Source organism: Micromonospora sonchi (assembly GCF_014646235.1).
In the GTDB taxonomy this organism is placed as follows: domain Bacteria; phylum Actinomycetota; class Actinomycetes; order Mycobacteriales; family Micromonosporaceae; genus Micromonospora; species Micromonospora sonchi.
In genome coordinates this window covers 124507-146192 of the sequence record NZ_BMNB01000002.1, presented here as the reverse complement: position 1 = coordinate 146192, position 21686 = coordinate 124507, and the positions used below count along the sequence as shown (strand labels likewise).

At 72.8% G+C, this 21686-nt stretch carries 18 protein-coding genes; 12 read left to right on the top strand and 6 right to left on the bottom strand.

What is annotated here, in order from left to right:
- Window positions 1-38: 38 nt before the first annotated feature.
- Window positions 39-623, bottom strand: coding sequence for a GNAT family N-acetyltransferase (locus IEY61_RS02830; protein ID WP_189040636.1), 585 nt, complete (start codon window positions 621-623; stop codon window positions 39-41).
- A complete protein-coding gene (locus tag IEY61_RS02825) occupies window positions 616-2667 on the bottom strand; it encodes a penicillin acylase family protein (protein ID WP_189040635.1) in 2052 nt (683 codons plus the stop codon). Before IEY61_RS02825 ends, IEY61_RS02830 begins: the two co-directional genes overlap by 8 nt.
- Before the next feature lie 235 nt (window positions 2668-2902).
- Here IEY61_RS02825 and IEY61_RS02820 point away from each other — a divergent pair, with 235 nt between their 5' ends.
- From IEY61_RS02820 to IEY61_RS02795, 6 genes are all read left to right on the top strand, one after another.
- Window positions 2903-4420 (top strand): pyridoxal phosphate-dependent decarboxylase family protein, encoded by a 1518-nt coding sequence (locus IEY61_RS02820; protein ID WP_189040634.1) that lies wholly within the window; start codon window positions 2903-2905, stop codon window positions 4418-4420.
- Between the two features lie 35 nt (window positions 4421-4455).
- Window positions 4456-5736, top strand: coding sequence for a lysine N(6)-hydroxylase/L-ornithine N(5)-oxygenase family protein (locus tag IEY61_RS02815; protein ID WP_189040633.1), 1281 nt, complete (start codon window positions 4456-4458; stop codon window positions 5734-5736).
- Entirely contained in the window at window positions 5733-6320 is a 588-nt protein-coding gene (locus tag IEY61_RS02810) for a GNAT family N-acetyltransferase (protein ID WP_189040632.1), read from the top strand. The genes IEY61_RS02815 and IEY61_RS02810 overlap by 4 nt, the downstream gene beginning before the upstream one ends.
- Window positions 6307-8109 carry an IucA/IucC family protein gene (locus IEY61_RS02805; protein ID WP_189040631.1) on the top strand — a complete coding sequence of 601 codons (1803 nt, stop codon included), beginning with the start codon at window positions 6307-6309 and terminating at the stop codon, window positions 8107-8109. Before IEY61_RS02810 ends, IEY61_RS02805 begins: the two co-directional genes overlap by 14 nt.
- A gap of 107 nt (window positions 8110-8216) precedes the next feature.
- Entirely contained in the window at window positions 8217-8801 is a 585-nt protein-coding gene (locus IEY61_RS02800; RefSeq protein ID WP_229705636.1) for an RNA polymerase sigma factor, read from the top strand.
- Window positions 8798-9718, top strand: coding sequence for a CU044_5270 family protein (locus IEY61_RS02795; RefSeq protein ID WP_189040630.1), 921 nt, complete (start codon window positions 8798-8800; stop codon window positions 9716-9718). The genes IEY61_RS02800 and IEY61_RS02795 overlap by 4 nt, the downstream gene beginning before the upstream one ends.
- 80 nt (window positions 9719-9798) lie before the next feature.
- Here the strand turns inward: IEY61_RS02795 and IEY61_RS02790 are convergent, their stop codons facing one another.
- Together IEY61_RS02790 and IEY61_RS02785 are read right to left on the bottom strand one after the other, a co-directional pair.
- On the bottom strand, window positions 9799-10854 hold the full coding sequence (locus IEY61_RS02790) for a fructosamine kinase family protein (protein ID WP_229705635.1): 1056 nt from the start codon (window positions 10852-10854) through the stop codon (window positions 9799-9801).
- A gap of 82 nt (window positions 10855-10936) precedes the next feature.
- The gene (locus IEY61_RS02785) at window positions 10937-11965 is read right to left on the bottom strand and encodes a LacI family DNA-binding transcriptional regulator (protein WP_189040798.1); all 1029 of its coding nucleotides are present in this window, start codon (window positions 11963-11965) and stop codon (window positions 10937-10939) included.
- A 289-nt stretch (window positions 11966-12254) separates the two neighbouring features.
- On the opposite strand from IEY61_RS02785, the gene IEY61_RS02780 reads away from it, so the two are divergent.
- From IEY61_RS02780 to IEY61_RS02770, 3 genes are read left to right on the top strand one after another with little or no spacing between them, the layout of a single operon-like run.
- Window positions 12255-13406: a Gfo/Idh/MocA family protein gene (locus tag IEY61_RS02780; RefSeq protein WP_189040629.1), complete on the top strand. Its 1152-nt coding sequence runs from the start codon at window positions 12255-12257 to the stop codon at window positions 13404-13406.
- Window positions 13403-14557, top strand: coding sequence for a dihydrodipicolinate synthase family protein (locus IEY61_RS02775; RefSeq protein ID WP_189040628.1), 1155 nt, complete (start codon window positions 13403-13405; stop codon window positions 14555-14557). Before IEY61_RS02780 ends, IEY61_RS02775 begins: the two co-directional genes overlap by 4 nt.
- Window positions 14554-15372 (top strand): sugar phosphate isomerase/epimerase family protein, encoded by an 819-nt coding sequence (locus tag IEY61_RS02770; RefSeq protein ID WP_229705634.1) that lies wholly within the window; start codon window positions 14554-14556, stop codon window positions 15370-15372. Before IEY61_RS02775 ends, IEY61_RS02770 begins: the two co-directional genes overlap by 4 nt.
- A gap of 341 nt (window positions 15373-15713) precedes the next feature.
- On the opposite strand, the gene IEY61_RS02765 is transcribed toward IEY61_RS02770, so the two are convergent.
- The gene (locus tag IEY61_RS02765; protein ID WP_189040626.1) at window positions 15714-17096 is read right to left on the bottom strand and encodes an IS1380 family transposase; all 1383 of its coding nucleotides are present in this window, start codon (window positions 17094-17096) and stop codon (window positions 15714-15716) included.
- A gap of 146 nt (window positions 17097-17242) precedes the next feature.
- Window positions 17243-18154 carry a 5'-3' exonuclease gene (locus tag IEY61_RS02760; RefSeq protein WP_189040797.1) on the bottom strand — a complete coding sequence of 304 codons (912 nt, stop codon included), beginning with the start codon at window positions 18152-18154 and terminating at the stop codon, window positions 17243-17245.
- 141 nt (window positions 18155-18295) lie between these two features.
- Between IEY61_RS02760 and IEY61_RS02755 the strand changes: the two genes are divergently transcribed.
- From IEY61_RS02755 to IEY61_RS02745, 3 genes are read left to right on the top strand one after another with little or no spacing between them, the layout of a single operon-like run.
- A complete protein-coding gene (locus tag IEY61_RS02755; protein WP_189040625.1) occupies window positions 18296-19405 on the top strand; it encodes a DUF4037 domain-containing protein in 1110 nt (369 codons plus the stop codon).
- A 9-nt stretch (window positions 19406-19414) separates the two neighbouring features.
- The gene (locus IEY61_RS02750) at window positions 19415-20524 is read left to right on the top strand and encodes a M24 family metallopeptidase (RefSeq protein ID WP_189040624.1); all 1110 of its coding nucleotides are present in this window, start codon (window positions 19415-19417) and stop codon (window positions 20522-20524) included.
- Complete coding sequence (locus IEY61_RS02745) at window positions 20521-21663, top strand: acyl-CoA dehydrogenase family protein (protein WP_189040623.1); 1143 nt, start codon at window positions 20521-20523, stop codon at window positions 21661-21663. The genes IEY61_RS02750 and IEY61_RS02745 overlap by 4 nt, the downstream gene beginning before the upstream one ends.
- Window positions 21664-21686 lie beyond the last annotated feature (23 nt).

The following is a 21686-nucleotide window of genomic DNA, read 5'->3' as shown; positions in this document are numbered from 1 at the left end:
CCCACCGACAACCCGGCGCCGAACCGGCCGCCGCGATGTTAAGAGGGGGCCCCTGCTATGCATGAGGCGTTAAGAAGGGGCCCTTCCTTGCACTTGAACATCAGCTGGGCCCGCTTGTGCGGCAGGTCGATCAGGGGGCCGTCGACGAAACCGGCCCGCCGCAGCCGGGCGACGGCCTTGTCGTTGCGGGCGTCCGGCTCCATCACCAGCCGCCGCCGGCCAGGGTCGGTGAAGACGAACGCGATGAACTCGCCGAGCAGCGTGCCGGTGAAGCCCGGCTCGGGCCGCACCGGCGTGCCGATCAGCAGGTGGCCGCCGTAATCGCCGGCGCGGACCGGGTAGCACTCGCCGACCGGGTCGTGCTCCGGCTGGTAGGTCTGGAACAGCGCCACCGGCGCACCGTCGCGCAGCGTCAGGTACGCGTGGTGGGTGGGTAGCGAGTCGACGTACCGGTAGATCTCGGCGACCCGGTCCCGGTCGGCGTCGCGCATCCCCCAGAACCGGGCACGCTCCTGACTGACCCAGGAGTGGATCACGTCGGCGTCGGCGTCCGGGTCGACCGGCCGGAAGGCGACCACCCCGAAACCGGGGACGTGCCGCTCGTGCCGGTGCCGCTCAGTCACCGTGCTCCTCGGTCAGCCGATCCCAGTCGCTGACCACCTCGATCAGCTCGCCGCGCAGCCAGCGCGGCAGCTGGTCGTCGCGGTGCGGGCCGGTGCCGTCGGCGCCGAGCGGCACCACCCACCGGCTGCGCTCCCGCCGGCCGAGATCCCACACGTACCGGGCCGCCGGGCCGCGTAGGCACCGGTCGGTGACGCCGGGAACGCTCGCGGTGGCCAGCACGCAGTCGTGGTCCCCGGCGAGTTCCGGACCGTCCGGCGCGGCCGGGTCGGGCAGCGCCCGCCACGGCGCGAGCCGGTGCCGCTCGCCCCAGCGCCGGTGGTCACCGGCGGCGGCGACCTCCTCGACCGCGGCCCGCAGCAGGGCGTCCCGGTCGAGGCCGGGCAGGTCGGCGTGCAGCAGCGCCGGCAGCGCGTACCCGACCCGGGGCGGCAGCGCCAGCCAGGGCGCGAACACCTCCGGGTAGCCGGACGGGGCGTCCAGTACGGCCAGCGCCGGGTGGGCGGCGAGCCGACGGACCACCGCCGCCCGCAGGTCGGCGAAGGTGCCCGCGTCGACGCTGTCGGCGTCCATCCGGCGGTCCCAGCGCCGCAGGCGCTCGCGCAGCGCGACGGCCTCGACGCCGAGCCCGGGTGTCTCGGCGAGCAGCGCCAACAGCGGTTCGGCGGCGGCGAGGTGGGTGTCGGTGTGGATCGCCGCCATCTGCTCGGGGCGCCAGCCGGTGCCGGCGGCGAGCAGCTCCCGGATCCGGTCGGCGCGGTACGGCGGGGCGAACTCCACCCCGAGCCCGGCGGAGACGCCGCGCTCGTTGGCCATCACCGCCACCTGGTGGACCGGGGCGGCCGGCATCGGATGCCAGCCCTGCCAGGCATGGCGGGCCTCCCAGGCCGGCACCACCCGCAGCCCGTTGTCTGGGTGGCGCCGCGGCACCCGACCGGCGACCCGGTGCAGCAGCCCGCCGGCGGTGTCGGCGGCGAGCACCACGTTGACCGGCTCGACCCAGCCGTCCACCGCCGCGTCGACGTCGCCGACGGTACGGGCGCGCAGCAGCGCCGGCAGCACGGCGAAGCCGAGGTCGGCGGTGACCCGGGGTGGGTGCCGCAGGGCGACCGTCACCGCCGGATCGTCGTCCGGGCCGCCGGAGATCACCGGCCCCCGCTCGGTCTCGATCACCTCGACCTCGACCGGATCCGCGCCGGCCACCTCGATCGTCTCGACGTGCCGGTGTGCCGCCCGCCAGCCGTCCGGCCCGTACGCCTCGACCAGGCCGTCGCGGCGGCGCAGTCGTTCGGCGTACCCGTCCTGGTAGTCGGCCATCGCGTTGGTGATGGCCCAGGCGACCTCCCCGGCGTGACCGAAGTGCGCGATGCCCGGTATACCGGGCACGGCGAAGCCGAGCACGTCGTACTCCGGGCAGGCCAGCCGGATCTGCTGGTAGATGCCGGGCGCCTCGATGATCCGGTGCGGGTCACCGGCGATCAGCGCCGCGCCGGTGGCGGTGCGGTCGGCGGCCAGCAGCCAGCCGTTGCTGCCCGGGGTGAGGTGCCCCTCGGCAGCGAACAGCCGGGTGGCCCACGGGCCGAGCCGCCGGGTCACGTGGGTGCGCCAGAGCTTGGTGCCGAAGCCGGCGAAGAGCACGTGGTGGGTGAGCCAGATCGCCAGCGGTGTCCACGGTCGCCAGTGCCCGGCGGCCAGCCCGGTGGCGGCGAACTCGGGTGCCCGTGTCGCGCCGGCGGCCAGCCCGGCGTTGACGCCGTCCACGTAGCTGCCCACCCATCGCGCGGTGGCCGGGTCGAGGGCCGCGTGGCAGCGCCGCGCGGTGTCGTCCAGCCGGGCCCGGCGGGCGAAGCTGTCCCAGGCGAGGGCGTCGGGGCCGAGGAAGGCCGCGCTGCTGCCCTGCGACCGGTGCCGCTCCACCTCGATCTGCCAGGCCCGGTCCAGCGCGGTGACCCGGCCCTGGGCGAAGGCCAGCGCCTCGTGGTCGGCGGCGCGCAGGTGCGGGATCCCGTATGCGTCCCGGTACCGCCGGGCGGTGCGCTCGCTCACGGCGTCACCGTACCGCTGCCGGCGGCACCGGAGGTGGTGGTGCGGTGGCGGACAGAGTGACCTCCAGTGTGGTGCGAAACGCCGAACGACGCTTGACAGGGAGTTAGGTTAGGTTAGCCTAACTCCCGGCTGTCGTGGTCGATCGCGGCCGCCCGGCCCCACCACCCGCACCGACCGCAGCACCCGCCGCGCGCCGCGCCGGCGGCGGGTTCCGGCTGCCCACGGAAGGAATCCGATGACCCTGCCGGTGCACACCGCCGCGCCGATCCAGCCGACGGCCGCCCGGGCCCATCTGCTCAACGACGGCACCGTCGACGACTACCGCCGAACCGTGGCGGCCGGCGTCGACCGGGTGGCCCGGCGGGTGGCCCGGGTGACCGGCCCGTTCAGCGGCGTACGTCCGGACCGGCTGGCGCCGCGGGTGGAGGCGATAGACCTGGACCGGCCGCTGCACGACACCACCGCCGCGCTGGACGAGTTGGAGGAGGTGTACCTGCGCGACGCGGTCTACTTCCACCACCCGCGCTACCTCGCCCACCTCAACTGCCCGGTGGTCATCCCGGCACTGCTCGGCGAGGCGGTGCTCAGCGCGGTCAACTCCTCGATGGACACCTGGGACCAGAGCGCCGGCGGCACCCTGATCGAGCGGCGGCTGATCGACTGGACGGCCCGCCGGATCGGCCTCGGCCCGGCCGCCGACGGGGTGTTCACCAGCGGCGGCACCCAGTCCAACCTGCACGCCCTGCTGCTCGCCCGGGAGGAGGCCCTGGCCGGGGCGAGCCCGGCCGACCGGCGGCTCCTGCTGCCCCGACTGCGGATCGTCACCTCGGCGGCCGCGCACTTCAGCGTGCAGAAGGCGGCAAAGCTGCTCGGCCTGGCGCCGGACGCGGTCGTGGTGGTGCAGACCGGCCCGGACCGGCGGATGCGCCCCGGGGCGGTACGACACGAGATCGCCCGCTGCCGCCGCGCCGGGCTGCCGGTGATGGCGGTGGTGGCCACCGCCGGCACCACCGACTTCGGCACCATCGACCCGCTTGCCGAGATCGCGCAGGGGTGCGCCACCGCCGGGGTGTGGCTGCACGTGGATGCCGCGTACGGCTGCGGGCTGCTCGTCTCACCGACCCGCCGGCACCTGCTCGACGGCATCGAGCGGGCCGACTCGGTGACCGTCGACTACCACAAGTCCTTCTTCCAGCCGGTCAGCTCCAGCGCCGTGCTGGTCCGCGATCGGCGGACGCTGTCGCACGCCACCTGGCACGCCGACTACCTCAACCCGGCCCGGGCGGTCGCCGACCGCATTCCCAACCAGGTCGACAAGAGCCTGCAGACCACCCGCCGCTTCGACGCCCTCAAGCTCTGGCTGACCCTGCGGGTGATGGGCCCGGACGCGGTCGGCGAGCTGTTCGACGAGGTCTGCGACCGGGCCGCGCAGGCCTGGGAGCTGGTCGCCGCCGACCCCCGGTTCGAGGTGCTCACCCGCTCGGCGCTGAGCACGGTCGTGTTCCGCTGGCGGCCCACCGGGCCCGGCCCGGAGCTGGCCGACGCGGCCAACCTGCACGCCCGGGCGGAACTGGCCGCCTCCGGCCTGGCCGTGGTCGCCGGCACCCGCGTCGACGGCCGGCAGTACCTCAAGTTCACCGTGCTCAACCCCGCCACCACCCGCGCCGACATCGCCTACGTGCTCGATCTGATCGCCGAGCACGCCGGCCGGTACGCGCGCACCGCCGCCGATCTCACCTGCCCGGTCGGCTGAGCGTGCCGCCGGCGAACCCGAGCCTGGAGGGCCGGATGGCAAGCCACGACTTCATCGGGATCGGCCTGGGTCCGTACAACCTCGGGCTGGCCTGCCTCACCGCGCCGATCACCGAACTCGACGGGCTGTTCCTGGAGGCCCGCGACGACGTCTCCTGGCATCCCGGCATGCTGCTGGAGGCGTCCCGGTTGCAGACCCCGTTCCTGGCCGACCTGGTCACCCTGGCCGACCCCACCTCGCCGTACTCCTTCCTCGCCTACCTCAAGGAGATCGGCCGGCTCTACCCCTTCTACATCCGGGAGAACTTCTTCCCGCTGCGCGCCGAGTACGACGCGTACTGCCGGTGGGCCGCCGCGAAGCTGCCCAAGCTGCGCTTCGGTCACCGGGTCACCGCCGTCGAGTACGACCCGGCCGACGACCGGTACGTGGTCACCGCCGCCGTGGGGGGCCCGACCGTCACCCATCGTGCCCGGCACCTGGTGCTCGGCACCGGCACCCCGCCGCACCTGCCGGCCGCCTGCGCCGGGCTGACCTCCGACGCCGTGCACAACTCGCGATACCTGCAACACCGCGACGCGTTGCGGGCCAAGCGGAGCATCACCATCGTCGGCAGCGGGCAGAGCGCCGCGGAGATCTACCACGACCTGCTCGCCGACATCGACGCCCACGGTTACCAGCTGAACTGGGTGACCCGATCGCCGCGCTTCTTCCCGCTGGAGTACACCAAGCTGACCCTGGAGATGACCTCACCGGACTACGTGGACTACTTCCACGCCCTGCCCGAGCCGACCCGCTACCGGCTGGAAGCCGAGCAGCGGGGGCTGTTCAAGGGCATCTCCGCCGACCTGGTCAACGACATCTTCGACCTGCTCTACGCGCGCAGCGTCGACGCGCCGGTGCCCACCCGCCTGCTGACCAACACCGAGCTGACCGCCGTGACGTACGACGAGAACACCGGTGTGCACACCCTCGGGCTGCGCCACGTCGAGCAGGAACGGGACTTCACCCTGGACACCGAGGGGCTGGTGCTGGCCACCGGCTACCGCTACCAGCTGCCCGCCTTCTGCGAGCCGATCCGCGACCGGCTGCGCTTCGACGGCCACGGCCGGCTCGACGTCGCCCGCAACTACAGCGTCGACCACACCGGGCGTCGCGTCTTCCTCCAGAACGGTGGCACCCACACGCACAGCATCACCTCGCCCGACCTCGGCATGGGCGCGTACCGCAACGCCTGGATCATCCGCGAGCTGCTCGGCCGGGAGGCGTACCCGATCGAGAAGTCGATCACCTTCCAGGAGTTCGGGGCGCCCGCGTGAGCACCCTCGTGCACACCCGCCTCGACCCGCGGCTCGGCGAGTTCGCCCTGCGTACGCTCGATCCGGCCGCCGACGCGCCGCTGCTGCACCGCTGGGTGACCCACCCGAGGTCGGCGTTCTGGTTGATGCCCGACGCCGACGTCGACGCGGTGGCCGCCGAGTACCGGCGCATCGCCGCGCATCCGCACCACGACGCGTTCCTGGGTTCGTGGCGCGGCGAGCCGGCGTTCCTCGCCGAACGGTACGACCCCGCCCGGGTCGAGCTGGTCGGGCTCCACGACGCCCGCCCCGGCGACGTGGGCATGCATTTCCTCTGCGCGCCGCCGGAGACGCCGGTGCACGGCTTCACCACGGCGGTGCTCACCACGGTGCTGGCGTGGTTGTTCGCCGACCCCGACACCGAACGGGTCGTGGTCGAGCCGGACGTGCGCAACACCGCCGTGCACGCGCTGAACGCGGCGGTCGGCTTCGAGGTGATCGGCCCGATCGCCAAGCCGGAGAAGACGGCGTTGCTCAGCATCTGCACCCGGGCCCGCTTCCGGGCCGCGACCGTAGCGAAGGAGCACTCTGGTGACCACGCCTGACCTGGTCGCCCACCTGCGACCGGAGACCTGGGAACGGGCCAACCGGCTGCTGGTGCGCAAGGCCCTGGCCGAGTTCAGCCACGAGCGACTGCTCACGCCCGAACCGGACGGCCCGGCCGCCGACCCCACCGGCCGGCGATGGTACGCGGTGACCGACGACTCGGGGGCGGTGCGCTACCGGTTCGCCGCCCGGGTGCAGACCCTGGAGCACTGGGACATCGACCCGGAGAGCATCACCCGGCACCGGGGTGCCGAGCCGCTGCCGCTCGACGCCGTCGACCTCTGCCTCGACCTGCGCACCTCGCTCGGCCTCACCGACCGGATCCTGCCGGTCTACCTGGAGGAGGTCACCTCCACCCTGGCCGGTGTCGCGTACAAGCTGGACCGCCCGCTGCCGAGCGCGGCGAAGCTGGTCGAGGCCGACTTCCAGGTCATCGAGACGTCGATGACCGAGGGGCATCCCTGCTTCGTGGCCAACAACGGCCGGCTCGGCTTCGGCGTCGACGAATACCACCGGTACGCCCCGGAGACGGCCCGGCCGGTACGCCTGATCTGGGTGGCCGCGCACCGCGACCATGCCACCTTCACCTGCGCCGCCGACCTGGACTACGACCGGCTGGTCCGGGCGGAACTCGGCGAAGCCACCCGCACCGCCTTCGCCGACACCATGGCCGGGTACGGCCTGGACCTGGCCGACTACCACCTCATTCCGGTGCACCCCTGGCAGTGGTGGAACAGGCTGGCGGTCACCTTCGCCGGTGAGGTGGCCCGCCGCCGGTTGGTCCACCTCGGCGAAGGGCCGGACGAGTACCTCGCCCAGCAGTCCATCCGCACCTTCTTCAACATCAGCCAACCCGAGCGGCACTACGTCAAGACCGCGCTCTCCGTGCTGAACATGGGCTTCCTGCGGGGGCTGTCGGCGGCGTACATGGCGGCCACCCCGGCCATCAACGACTGGCTGGCCGACCTGATCGCCGCCGACGACGTGTTCCGGGACACCGGCCTGACCATCATCCGGGAGCGGGCCGCCGTCGGCTACCGGCACCGGCAGTACGAGGCCGCCACCGACCGCTACTCGCCGTACCGCAAGATGCTGGCCGCGCTCTGGCGGGAGAGCCCGGTGCCCGGCCTGGCCCCCGGCGAACGGCTGGCCACCATGGCGTCGCTGCTGCACGTCGACGCCGACGGCCGCTCGTTCGCCGCCGAGCTGATCGCCGCCTCCGGACTGGCGCCGGTCGAGTGGCTGCGCCGCTACCTGCACGCCTACCTGACCCCGCTGCTGCACGCCTGCTACGCCTACGACCTGGCGTTCATGCCGCACGGGGAGAACGTCATCCTGGTGCTGCGCGACGGCGCCGTCGAGCGGGTGATCTTCAAGGACATCGCCGAGGAGATCGTGGTGATGAACGCCGAGGCGACCCTGCCGCCGGCCGTCGAGCGGATCCGGGCCGACGTCCCCGAGGACATGAAGCTGCTCTGCATCTTCACCGACGTGTTCGACTGCTTCTTCCGCTTCCTCGGCCCGCTCCTGGCCGACCAGGGCGTGACCGACGAGGAAACCTTCTGGCGCACGGTCGCCGAGTGCGTCACCGCGTACGCCGACCGGGTGCCCCACCTGGCCGACCGGCTGGCCCGCCACGACCTGTTCGCCCCCGAGTTCGCGCTCTCCTGCCTCAACCGGCTGCAACTGCGCGACAACCAGCAGATGGTGGACCTGGCCGACCCGTCCGCCGCGCTGCAACTCGTCGGCGCCCTGGCCAACCCGATCGCCCGCTTCGCACCGTCCTGACCCGGTGGTGCTGCCGACGGGCAGTTCGGCAACCGTAAGCCACCATTCGTAGGCAGAGATGTCTCGGGACGGTGGGAACTCCGGGGCGGCTGCGGACAGGTACAGGTGTGACAGCACAGATGCGGGCCCGGATCCGGGCCGGTGACACCGACGCCTTCGGTGAGCTCTTCGATGAACATGCCGATGCGATTCATCGGCATGCGGTATGGAGCGGGGGCGATCCGGCGCTCGCCGAGGATGTGGTGTCGCTGACCTTTCTTGAGGCGTGGCGGATCCGCGAATCCCTGCACCCGGACGGGGAAAGCCTGCGGCCGTGGCTGCTCGGCATCGCCACCAATGTGCTGCGCAATCGGCGGCGGGCGGCACGCCGGCACCGGGAGGCGCTACGCCGACTGCCGGTACACGAGACCGTCGCGGACTTCGCCGACGAAGTGGTCGGCCGGATGCACGATGCCGACCAGGTGGCCGCGGCCATGGTGGCGTTGCGGGCACTGCGCCGGGCGGACCGGGAGGTGTTCCTGCTGTGCGTGTGGTCACAACTGGACTACTCGGCAGCAGCTGAGGCGCTGGGCGTACCCATCGGAACCGTGCGCTCGCGCCTGTCGCGGGCCCGGACCCGGCTGCGGAGGCTGGCAGAGCAGGAACTGGCCCGTACCCGAATCATCCCCGTCAAGCAGGGAGAATACCGATGAGCGAGCCCAGCGCTCCCCACGTGCCGGCCATTGCGGCGGTGCGCCGGCAGGCACTGCGCCACCACCTGATCAACGAGGTCGCGCGGCCGGTCCGGCGACGACGGCGGATGCTGGTGCTTGCGCCGGTGGCGGGCGTGCTGGCCACCGCGGTCGCGGCCGGAGCGATCGCTCAGCCGTGGGCACCGAACAGCGCGCCGCTGATCGTTGCGGTCGAACAAGGGGAACACGCTGGCGCGATCCTGTTTCTCCACCGGATGGCCGCGGCAACCGCGGAGAAGCCGGGCCCCGGCGAGGGCGAGTACGTCTACATCAAGAGCCGGGTTGCGTTCGCCGAGTTTGGTGACGGTCCGGCCCGGCTGCAACCGGTGCACGAGCGGGAGATCTGGATTCCGCGGTACGAGCAGGGTGACGGCCTGCTCCGGCAGCCCTTTTTCGACCTGCCGATCATCGGTGCGATCCCCGAGCAGACGACGCTGACGGACGTGACGCCGAACGCGGAGATCGTCGATCTGCCCAGCGACCCGGACGAACTGCTGGCGAGGCTCTACCGGGAGCGGGACGAGCGCGGTTGGGGCAACAGCCGCGACGGTGCGGCGTTCACCGCGATCGGCGACATCCTGCGCGAGTCGTTGGTTACGCCACAGACCAGCGCCGTGCTCTACCGGGCCGCGGCCAAGATTCCGGGGGTCGAGTTGATCCGCGAAGTCACCGACGCGGCGGGCCGGCGAGGGGTTGCCGTCGGGTACACCGAACTGAACCGACGCGACGAGTGGATCTTCGATGAGCGGACGTACGAATACCTCGGCGCGCGCAGTTATCTCGTGGCGGACACCGCTGACGGGCCGGCCGGGACAGTGCTGGCCACGACCGCGGTGCTGCGACGGGCCGTTGTGCCAAAGCTCGGACAGCGCCCGTAGAGGTGACCGCCGGTGGCCTGGTGACAGAGGCTGTCGGCCAGGCCTGGGAAGCTGGTTCGGCTCTCCGCATGCGTGGTCGGTCAGTGTCCAGACAGGTCGGCGAGGTCGCGGTCCAGCAGTTTGGCCAGCAGGGTGTGTCGGCCGGGGTCGTTGTCCGGGGTGATGCCGCGGCTGGGCATTTCCACGGTCATCAGCAGGTGCAGGTGCATCCGGTACAGCGCCAGCCGGCGGCGCGCCCCGTCGTCGAACACCAGCGGCATGCCGGTGGTGTCGGCGTACCCGCGCAGGAACGGATGCTCCGGCTCGTCCTCGGCCCGGCGGAACAGCAGCGGGGAGACCAGGTCCAGCAGCGGGTCGCCGTAGAGGAACCGTTCGCCGTCGACCAGCCCGCACATCCGGTACGCGCCGGTGTCGTCGGGTGCGGCCGGCACGTCGCCGTCGGGCGCGGCGGCCGGTCCGCTCCTGCCGGTTGCGGCCAGCACGTTGCCGTCCCAGCCGTCGAAGTGCAGCAGGGCCGGCCGGCGTACCTGGTCGAGCAGGTCGGCATGCCGGGCCACGAGCGCGCGGATCCGTTGTGACGGCGTGGGCAGGGTGATGTCCCAGTCGGCCGCGTCGGCGAGCAGGTCGTCGATGATCGCGGCGAATGCAGCCGACCAGGTGGCGCCGCCGGTGCGGTCGGCGTCGTAGCCGAACCGGTCGCCGGTGATCCGGTGCAGGGTGGCCATCGCGACGCCGAAGTCGTAGCGGGCGGCGCTGTCGTCACCGTCCAGGTCGGGTAGTGCCCGACCGGGCAGCCACCCGGTGACCAGCCACTCGCCGAGGTGCGGATCCCGGCCGTGATGCAGCACGGGCGGCACCGGCACCCGCGGCGCGTGCTCGGCGACCAGCCGGAAGTAGCGCGCCTCGGCGGCGAGCAGGTCCGTCTCGTAGCGCAGCAGTCGCACGCTGGGCAGCGGGGCCACCTTGAGCACCACGTCGCGGCCGTCGTCCAGGCGTACCCACCACACCGCCGCGAAGCCGCCGCCGGTCAGCGGCCCGCAGTCGCGTACCCGCCCGTCGGGGCCGAACGACGCCCGCACGAATTCGGCCACGCCGCCCGGGGAGAGGAGCCGTTGGGTGGGACTGAGGATCGACACCGGGGTCAGGATACGCGCCCGGATGCCCGCCGTCTGTCCCGTGCCGAGCCGCGCTCGCGTTGCCAGAAACGTCACCGGGCGCTCAAGAATGAGCCCTTCCTTGCACCTGTGCGGAGCTGTCGCGGCGGACCAGTTCGGCGGCGAGCGACTCCACCCGGGGGCGGGTGCCGCCGGCGTCCAGGGCCAGCGCCATCGCCCGGGAACCCATTTCGACCAGCGGCAGCCGGACGGTGGTCAGCGCGGGGGTGACGTCGCGGGCGATCGGCATGTCGTCGAAGCCGAACACGCTGATCCGGTCGGGCACCGGTACCGCCCGGGAGCGCAGCAGGGACAGCGCGCCGATGGCCATCGAGTCGTTCAGCGCCGCGATCGCGGTCAGCCCGGGCTCCGCGTCGAGCAGGGCGGCGGTGGCGGCGGCACCGCTGTCGCGGTCGAACTCGGCGTACCGGATGCGGTGCTCCGGCAGTTCCCGGCCGTGCGCGGCGAGCGCCTCGCGCAGCCCGGTGAGGCGGTCGGTCGTGGTGGTCAGCACCTGCGGCCCGGCCACCACACCGATCCCCTCGTGCCCGAGTCGGCACATCTCCTCCCCGAGCAGCCGGGCGCCACCGCGATTGTCCGGCATCACCGCGTCGCCGGAGTGCTCGTGGCGGCCGATCACCGCGACCCGTCCGCCGGTGGCCTCGTACGCGGCCAGCTTGTCGTTGAGCAGCCGGGTGAACCCGGCGTCGTGGTAGCCGGACCCGGCCAGGATGATGGCGGCGACCTGCTGACCGCGCAGTAGCTCGACGTACTCCAGCTCCCGCTCCGGGTCGCGGTAGCTGTTGCAGATCATCAACAGCCGGCCCTGATCGGTGGCGACCCGTTGCAGACCCCGGGTGATCTCCGAAAAGTACGGGTCGGAGACGTCGTGCACGATGACGCCGACGGCGCCGCGGTGCGAACGGGCCAGGAGTTGGGCGTGGGCGTTCGGCACGTACTGCAACTCGGCGACGGCCCGCAGCACCCGCTCGCGCAGCTCGTCGGTGACCGGCTTGCTGCTGCCGTTGATCACGCGAGACGCCGTGGCGGGGGAGACTCCCGCCCGCCGGGCCACATCGGACAGCGTCGCCACTCCCGCCCCCTCCCGCGTCACGCCGGCCGCGTGCGTGGCGACCAGCGTCACGGTACCGCAGCGCAGGCCCCTGCCTGTTCCGTGGTTCGCGCAGGTCAAGGCCGCAGGTCGGTCCCCGGGCGCGTGATGCGTACGGCCTCGGCGCAGGTGCAACGCTTGTTAAGAAGGGGCCCCTCCTATGCACGAGGCGTTAATAAGGGGCCCTTCCTTCCACCCTTGCCGGTGTCGGACGGCTCACCTACGCTGACGGGAAAGCGCTTACCTAGGCGTGTGCGACGGGAGGACGCCCATGACCCGCAGGTCGATCGGCATCATCGTGAACGGCGTCACCGGCCGGATGGGATACCGGCAGCATCTGGTGCGTTCCCTGCTGGCCATCCGTGCGTCCGGCGGCGTGCCGCTGGCCGACGGCACCACCGTCTGGCCGCACCCGGTCCTGGTCGGGCGCAGCGAGACCAAGCTGCGTGAGATCGCCGAACGGCACGACCTGGACGACTGGACCACCGACCTGACCGCCGCGCTGGCCCGCGACGACGTCCAGATCTACTTCGACGCCCAGGTCACCCAGCAGCGGGAGAAGGCCCTCCGGCAGGCGATCGAAGCCGGCAAGCACATCTACACCGAGAAGCCCCTCGCCGAGGAGACCGCCGCCGCCCTCGACCTGGCGCGGGCGGCCCGCGCCGCCGGGGTCCGCACCGGCGTGGTGCAGGACAAGCTTTTCCTGCCCGGGCTACGCAAGCTCAAGCGGCTGCTCGACGGCGGCTTCTTCGGCCGGGTGCTGTCGGTGCGCGGCGAGTTCGGCTACTGGGTCTTCGAGGGCGACTGGCAGCCCGCCCAGCGTCCGTCGTGGAACTATCGGACCGCCGACGGCGGCGGCATCGTGGTGGACATGTTCCCGCACTGGCACTACGTGCTGGCGGAGCTCTTCGGCCAGGTGCGTTCGGTCTCCGCGGCCATCGCCACGCACGTCCCGCGCCGCGTCGACGAGGCCGGCCGGCCGTACCAGGCCACCGCCGACGACGCCGCGTACGCGGTCTTCGAGCTGGAGGGCGGCGTCATCGCCCAGCTCAACTCGTCCTGGGCGGTGCGGGTGTTCCGCGACGAACTGGTCGAGTTCCAGGTCGACGGCACCGAGGGCAGCGCGGTGGCCGGGCTGCGCCGCTGCCGGGTACAGCACCGGGCGGTCACCCCGAAGCCGGTGTGGAACCCGGACCTGCCGGTGACCGAGGACTTCCGCTCGCAGTGGACCGAGGTGCCGGACAACGAGGACTTCGACAACGGCTTCAAGGTGCAGTGGGAGGCGTTCCTGCGGCACGTCGCGACCGGTGAGCCGTTTCCGTGGGACTTCCTCGCCGGGGCGCGGGGCGTGCAACTGGCCGAACTGGGCCTGCTCTCGGCCCGCGAGGGCCGCCGCGTCGAGGTGCCGGAGCTGGCGCTGTGAGCGCCGCCGAGGTGATCCTGCCCGGCGGCCGGCGGCTGCGGCTGCGCGGTGGCGCCGGCCATCCCCGCCCCGACGGACCGTCGCGCAGCCGCATCGCGTACGCCGCCGCGCACGTCGTCGCCGACCCGCAAGCCGACAACACCCCGGGCGCCCCGGCCACCCTCGACTGGGACCGCACCCTCGCCTTCCGCCGGCACCTCTGGTCGTACGGGCTGGGGGTGGCCGAGGCGATGGACACCGCGCAGCGCGGCATGGGCCTGGACTATCCGGCCACCCGCGAGCTGATCCGGCGCAGCGCGGCGGAGGCCCGGGCCGCCGGCGGCCGGATCGTCGCCGGCGTCGCCACCGACCAGCTGCCGGCGGGCCCGGCCACCCTCACCGAGGTCACCGTCGCCTACCGCGAGCAGCTCGATGACGTGCAGGCCGCCGGGGCGGTGCCGGTGCTGATGTGCAGCCGCCACCTGGCCGCCGCGGCCCGCGACCCCGAGGACTACCTGCGGGTGTACGACGACCTGCTGACCGCGGCCGACCGGCCGGTGGTGCTGCACTGGCTCGGGCCGATGTTCGACCCGGCGTTGACCGGCTACTGGGGCAGCCCCGACCTGGACCTCGCCGCCGACACCGTCGTCGAGCTGCTCAAGACCCACGCGTCCCGGGTGGACGGGATCAAGGTGTCGCTGCTCGACGCCGGCCGCGAGGTGGCGCTGCGCCGTCGGCTGCCGGCCGGGGTACGCCTCTACACCGGCGACGACTTCAACTACCCGGAGCTGATCCGGGGCGACGAGGCAGGCCACTCCGACGCGCTGCTGGGGGTCTTCGCCGCCATCGCCCCGGCCGCCTCGGCCGCGCTGGCCGCCCTCGACCGGGGTGACCTCGCGGCGTACGACGAGATCTTCGCGCCCACCGTGCCGCTGGCCCGGCACCTGTTCGCCGCACCCACCTGGTACTACAAGACCGGCATCGTCTTCCTCGCCTGGCTGACCGGCCACCAGGACCACTTCACCATGGTCGGCGGGTTGCAGTCCGGCCGCTCACCGGCGCACCTGGCCACCCTGCTCACCCTCGCCGACGCCGCCGGTCTGCTGCCCGACGCCGAGCTGGCCGCCGCCCGGGCATGCGCCTTCTTCGCCGTCGCCGGAGTACCCCGGTGACCGGCCGGCGGGCGGCGCTGCGACGCTTCTCCTTCAACCAGGCCACCGCGCAGCACTGGCCGCTGCCCGACGTGGTGGCCGGCTGCGTCGCCGCCGGAGTGCCGGGGATCGGCCTGTGGCGGGAGCCGGTCGCCGAGTACGGTCTCGAGCGCGCCGCCAAGCTGGTCCGCGACGCCGGGTTGGCGGTGACCACGCTGTGCCGGGGCGGGTTCTTCACCGCCGAGGACTGGCGGGAGCAGAACCGACGCGCCATCGACGAGGCGGCCACCCTCGGTGCGCCGGTGCTGGTGCTGGTCTCCGGCGGCCTACCGGCCGGCAGCAGGGACATCGACGGCACCCGGGCCCGGGTGGCCGACGCCATCGCCGAGCTGGCCCCGCACGCCGACGCCGCCGGGGTGACCCTCGCCATCGAACCGCTGCACCCGATGTTCAGCGCCGATCGCTGCGTCATCGCCACCCTCGGCCAGGCCCTCGACATCGCCGAACGGTTCGACCCCGGCGTGGTCGGCGTGGTCGTGGACGCGTACCACGTGTGGTGGGACGACACGGTGTACGCCCAGATCGCCCGCGCGGGGGAGTGGATCGCCTCGTTCCAGGTCTGCGACTGGGTCACCCCGCTGCCGGCGGGGGTGCTGCTCGGCCGGGCGCTGCCCGGCGACGGCTGCATCGAGCTGCGCCGGCTGCGCGAGGCGGTGGACGCGGCCGGCTACACCGGCCCGATCGAGGTGGAGGTCTTCAACGCCGACGTGTGGGCCCGCCCCGGCGATCAGGTCCTCGCCGCCGCCGTCGACGGCTACCTCCGCGAGGTCATCTGACATGCAAGGAAGGGCCCCCTATTAACGCCTGCTGTAGTAAAAGGGCCCCCTGTTAACGTCGTGCGAGGCCATCATCTGCTGGTGCTTCTCGTGCCTGGTGGCCGCCGCGTCCGCATCGCCCAACTCCACCGCCGTTGCGTCGTAGGCCAGAGCCATGGCGGCCACTAAGCCTGAATCCGTGGATCGGGATCGGTGTGGTCTTCGGAACGGGGGCGGGTTGATCTTGCGGGTTTGAGGGCGTGGTTGATCCGCTGGTCCTGGTCCAGCCTGCTCGGTGGCTACTTGTCGGGCAGTTCGGGTGTGGATGCTGCGTGTGGTGTGTGCGGCGGTGGCGGTCGTTGTCAGGTGAACACGGCCTTCCACATGGTGAGCCAGGCGTCGGCGCGGGGCCAGCGGCTGGGTAGGTGCAGCACGGGCCGGCGTTGCGGCCGGGCGAGGCGGGCCGGGATGTTGATCAGGTGGGTGCGTAGGGTGGCGCCTCGGGCGACGGCGTAGCGGGTGGTGTTGGTGAGGGTGCCGGCCGCGCGGAGCAGGTTGTGGCAGATCGCGGCGAGGATGCACCAGGCGGCGTTGGCGGCGAACAGGCCGGATGGTTGGTGTGCCCAGGGGCCGTCGATGAGGTCGGACCAGACGGTTTCGCAGATGGCGTGCTGGCGGTGGGTGATGTCGGCCTGGTCGGCGGGTTCGGTGGTGTTGGTGAAGAACGGGTGGTAGCGCCAGACCGGAAAGAGGGGGTCCTGGGTGTTGGCGTCCAGGATGCGGCGGACCACGAGCCAGCCGGTGGTCTCGTGGCGGGTGCCGGCGAACGCGGTGAACGGTACTTCGGCGACGTGGGCGTCGGAGATCAGTTCGCCGGTGTCGGGGTCGACGACGGCACCTGGGTAGTGCACGGGCGTGTATGCCTTGTCATCGATGGCGGCGATGGCGGCGTCGACGGCGGGGTTGCGGGCGATCGCGAACGAGAAGGTGGCCCCGGCCTTGACGACCGTAGTGACGACCTTGCCGGCGCAGTACGCGGAGTCGCCGCGTACGAGGATGTTCGCCGGGTCCGCGCCGCAGGCGATCGCGGTGGTGATCGCTTCGGTGACCATGGACGCCGCGCCACGCGACGAGCCGGCGCGTCCGGCCCGTAACCGCACTCCTGCCACGACCGGCGCCGCGGTCTCGGTGCTGATGGTGACGGCGAGGGGTGACAGGCCCCGACGCAGGATGGTCTTGCCCGCGATCTTCGTGTGGCCGAACGAGGCACCCTGCTTGGCGTGCCCGTACACGGGACGCAGCAGCGAGTCGATGTCGACGAACACGCGGTCGTCGATGCCGTCCAGCACCGCCGTGCGCTGGGCGAGGGCCCCCAGGTGCCGGCGCAGCACCGCCTGAAGCTGCCGAGCGTGACCGTGGGTGAACTCGCGTAGGAGAATTCCCAACGTCGCGGCGGCGTAGACCCCACCGAACAGATTCTTCATCCCACCAGCGCGCACGAGGTCCAGGTCCTCGATGCTGTCCGCGCCAGCGGCCATCCCGGCGATGATCGAGGCAAGCTTCGCCGTCGAGTTCGCCGCCCTCGACTTGACCCGCTCGCAGGCGAACCGCACGTGCTCGTCCAGCAACTGTGACAGGCCGGTCTGCTCGGCCAGTTCCAGCAGCGGCACCAGTCCTGCCTGCGACACGAGATTGTCCTCGTCGAACACCGCGCTGTCCGCGCGCCAGGCATGAGATCCTTGCACCGAGAGTGCCCTTCCGAGCTGGTGAGATTCGTGTTCTAGACAAACCCGATTATCCCAGTCCAGAGGGCACTCTCGTCATATTTCCACGCCGCCCGGGCCATAGTGGACCAGCCCTCGTCCACGGATCCAGGCTAAGGGTTCCGTGGTCAGCGGTGCGGAGCAGCGCGGGTGGCGAGGGCGTCGACCAGCCGGCGGGTGGAGCCGGCGAGGTTCCACCGTTCGGCCAGCTCGAGCAGGCGCTCCGGGTCGGCCGGCGCGGCCGGCAGCTCGGTGGGCAGCGGCGGCAGCGGCACGTCCAGGGCGACCCGGACCACCTTCGGCGCCACCGCGAGGTAGTCGCGCGCGGCGGCGAGCTTGGCGCGCAGCCCGGGCGCGAAGCCGGAGCCTGGGTCGTCCAGGGCGGCGAGGATGCCGACGATGTCGCCGTACCGGTCGACCAGCCGCGCGGCGGTCTTCTCGCCGACGCCGGCCACCCCGGGCAGCCCGTCGCTGGGGTCGCCGCGCAGGGCGGCGAACTCGGCGTACCGGTCGGCCGGCACGCCGTAGCGGGCGCGCACCGCGGCGTCGTCGCAGTCCTCCAGCTTGGCCACGCCCCGCCCGACGTAGAGCAGCCGCACCCCGCGGGCGTCGTCGATGAGCTGGAACAGGTCGCGGTCGCCGGAGACCACCTCCACCGGCCCGGGCTGGGTGACCGAGAGGGTGCCGAGCACGTCGTCGGCCTCGTAGCCGGCGGCGCCGGTCACGGTGATGCCCAGTGCGGCGAGCACGTCGAGGAGCATCGGCACCTGCGGGGTGAGGGCGTCCGGCACCACCTCGCCGCCCTCCGGTGCCACCCGGTGCGCCTTGTACGACGGCAGCAGCGCCACCCGCCAGTCCGGCCGCCAGTCGTGGTCCATCGCGCACACCATTCGGCCGGGCCGCCGGGTGCGGATCAGGTGGGCGAGCATGTCGAGGAATCCCCGCACGGCGTTGACCGGCTGGCCGTCGGCGGTCTTCGCGGCGGACTCGGGGATGCCGAAGTAGGCCCGGAAGTAGAGACTGGGCGCGTCGACGAGCATGATCGGGGTCTGCTGTGCCACGCCCGACAGCCTGGCACACCCCACCGACGTTCAGGGCGAGCGGCACGATCGGAAGGAATCGGCTCGACCGCCGATGTGTCGACCTGGCCGGCTCGGCGGACGGGCGAGCAGACTGGCGTGATGAGCTTTCTGCCGGGTCTGGAGCTGTCCCGGCGCTTCCACACCGAGGTGGTCGCCCCGGTGATTCGGCGGAATTTCGCCGGCCTGCGGTACGCAGCCGGGCGCCTCGACGGTGGATCGGAACTGCTCGGCCTGGACACGCCCCGGTCGACCGACCACGACTGGGGTTGCCGTCTGCAACTGTTCGTCGGCCCGGCCGACGCCCACCGTGTTCCCGAACTGCTGGCCGCCGTGGACGCCGCGCTGCCGGCCAGGTTTCTCGGCCTGCCGACCCGCTTCGCCGACGCCGAGGACGTGCTGCTCGGCCTCGCGGGGGAGGACGGCGTACGGCACGGGGTGACCGCCCACGAACTGGGCGGCTGGTTCCACGGCCGGCTGAGCTTCGATCCGATGCGGACGGTGTCCACGCCGGACTGGTTGGCGACGCCGACCCAGCGGCTGGCGGAGGTGACCGGTGGCGCGGTCTTCCACGACGGTCTCGATGGTTCGCTCACCCGGGCCCGGGCTGCTCTGCGGTGGTATCCCGACGACGTGTGGCGGCACGTGCTGGCCGCCGCGTGGACCAGGGTGGCGCAGGCCGAGCATCTGCCGGGCCGGTGCGCCGAGGTCGGCGACGAGGTGGGCAGCCGGGTGGTGACCGCCGGCATCGTCCGCGATCTGATGCGCATCGGTCTGCTGACCCGGCGACGCTGGCCGCCGTACGACAAGTGGCTCGGCACCGTGTTCGGTCGGCTGCCGGGCGCGGCGCCGATAACGGCGGTGCTCGCCGACGCGCTCGGCCCCGGCGACTGGCTGTGGCGTCAGGCGGGCCTGGTTCGTGCGCTGGAGGCGGTGGCGGCCTGGACCGACGACACCGGCCTGGCGGCGCCGGTACGCGCCCGGGCGGCGCCGTTCCACACCCGGCCGTTCCTGGTGTTGCACGCCGACCGGGTCGCCGCCGCGCTGCGCGCGGAGATCACCGACGCCGAACTGCGGGCCCGGCCCCTGATCGGTGCGATCGACCAGGTCGTGCACAGCGTCGACGTGCTCACCCATGCCGAGCGGGCCCGCCGGGTGGCCGACGCGCTCGAAGTGGAAGGCGTCCATCCACCGGACCCAAACGAACGTTAAGCTGAGGGGGTGGGGATCGAGGATCTGTACCCGCCGCAGCGGCTGGTCGCCGCGCAGCGCGCCACCGCCGCCGCCGGGCTCGACGCGCTGCTGCTCAGCCCCGGCTCCGACCTGCGTTACCTGACCGGCTACGACGCGCACGCCGGTGAGCGGCTGACCCTGCTGGTGTTGCCCGCCGAGGGCGAGCCGACACTGATCGTGCCGACCCTGGAACGGCCGGCGGCGGAAGCGGCGCCGAGCACCGGGGTACGGATCGTCGACCATCCCGACGGCACCGACCCGTACCCGCTGGTGGCCGCCGCGCTCGGCGGGCCGGTCGACGCGGTGGGGCTGGCCGACCGGATGTGGGCCGAGCAGGTCCTCGCGCTGCGCGCCGCGTTGCCCGACGCCCGGCAGCGGCTCGCCTCCGAGGTGCTGCGGGAACTGCGGATCCACAAGTCGCCGGCCGAGATCGCCGCGCTCGCCGAGGCCGGCGCGGCCATCGACGCCGTGCACGCCCGCATCGGCGAATGGCTGCGGCCGGGGCGTACCGAGGTCGAGGTTGCCGCCGACGTCGCCGCGGCGATCCGCGCCACCGGGCACGTCACCGTCGACTTCGTCATCGTCGCCGCCGGCCCGAACGGCGCGAGCCCGCACCACGGCACCTCCGACCGCCCGATCGGCACCGGCGAGCCGGTGGTGGTGGACATCGGCGGCACCATGCCCTCGGGCTACCGCTCCGACTGCACCCGCACCTACGTCGCCGGCGGCCGGCCGCCGGCCGAGTTCCTGGACTACTACGCGGTGCTGCACGACGCGCAGCGCGCCGCCGTGGCGGCGGTCCGCCCCGGGGTGAGCGCGGAGGCCGTCGACGCCGCCGCCCGTGAGCCGATCGCCGCCGCCGGACACGGCGCCGCCTTCCTGCACCGCACCGGTCACGGCATCGGCCTGGACGGCCACGAGGAGCCGTACCTGGTGGCGGGCAACGACCGCCCGTTGGCGGCGGGAATGACCTTCTCCGTCGAACCGGGCATCTACCTGGCCGGGCGGCACGGCGCCCGGATCGAGGACATCGTCGTCTGCACGACGGACGGCGTACGACGGCTCAACACCACCCCCACGGAGCTCATCGCGCTATGACTGTCGACCGGATCCTGCCCACCGCCGAGGCCCACGACCTGCTGGAGTTGGCCACCGAGATCGCCGACCGGGAACTCGCCCCGAAGGCCGTCGCGCACGAGCAGCGCGCCGAGTTCCCCCGGGAGGTGCTGCGCACCCTGGGCCGGGCCGGCCTGCTCGGCCTGCCCTACCCCGAGGAGTACGGCGGCGCCGCCCAGCCGTACGAGGTCTACCTCCAGGTGCTGGAGATCCTGGCCAGCCGCTGGCTCGCGGTCGCCGAGGCGATCAGCGTGCACACCCTCTCCTGCCACCCGGTCGCCGCCTTCGGCACCGAGGAGCAGCGCAAGCTGCTGCCCGACATGATCGGCGGCGAACTGCTGGGCGCCTACTGTCTGTCCGAGCCACAGGGTGGCTCGGACGCCGCCGCGCTGACCACGAAGGCGGTCCGCGACGGCGACGCGTACGTCGTCTCGGGCACCAAGGCATGGATCACCCACGCCCAGGTGGCCGACTTCTACAACATCTTCTGCCGCACCGGCGGACCGGGCGCGCGGGGCATCTCCTGCCTGCTCGCCGACCGGGCCACGCCCGGCATCCACCCGCAGGCCGCCGAGCGCACCATGGGCCTGCGCTCCTCGCCGGTGGCGCAACTCGCCTTCGACGAGGCCCGGGTGCCGGCGGACCGGCTCATCGGTGGCGAGGGCAACGGCTTCACCATCGCCATGTCCGCCCTGGATTCCGGTCGGCTCGGCATCGCCGCCTGCGCGGTGGGCCTGGCCCAGGCGGCGCTGGACTACGCGGTGGACTACGCCCGGCAACGTCGGCAGTTCGGCCGCTCGATCATCGACTTCCAGGGGCTCGGGTTCACCCTGGCCGACCTGGCCACCCAGATCTCCGCCGCCCGGGCGTTGACCCTGGCCGCGGCCCGGCTGCGCGACGCCGCCCGGCCGTACTCGGTCGAGGCGGCCAAGGCGAAGCTGTTCGCCACCGACGTGGCGATGCGGGTGACCACCGACGCGGTGCAGGTGCTCGGCGGCGCGGGTTACGTGGCCGACCACCCGGTGGAGCGGTACATGCGCGAGGCGAAGGTGCTCCAGATCGTCGAGGGCACCAACCAGATCCAGCGTCTGGTGATCTCCCGGGCCCTGGCGGCAGACTGACCGACGGTCCGTCGTGAGTGACG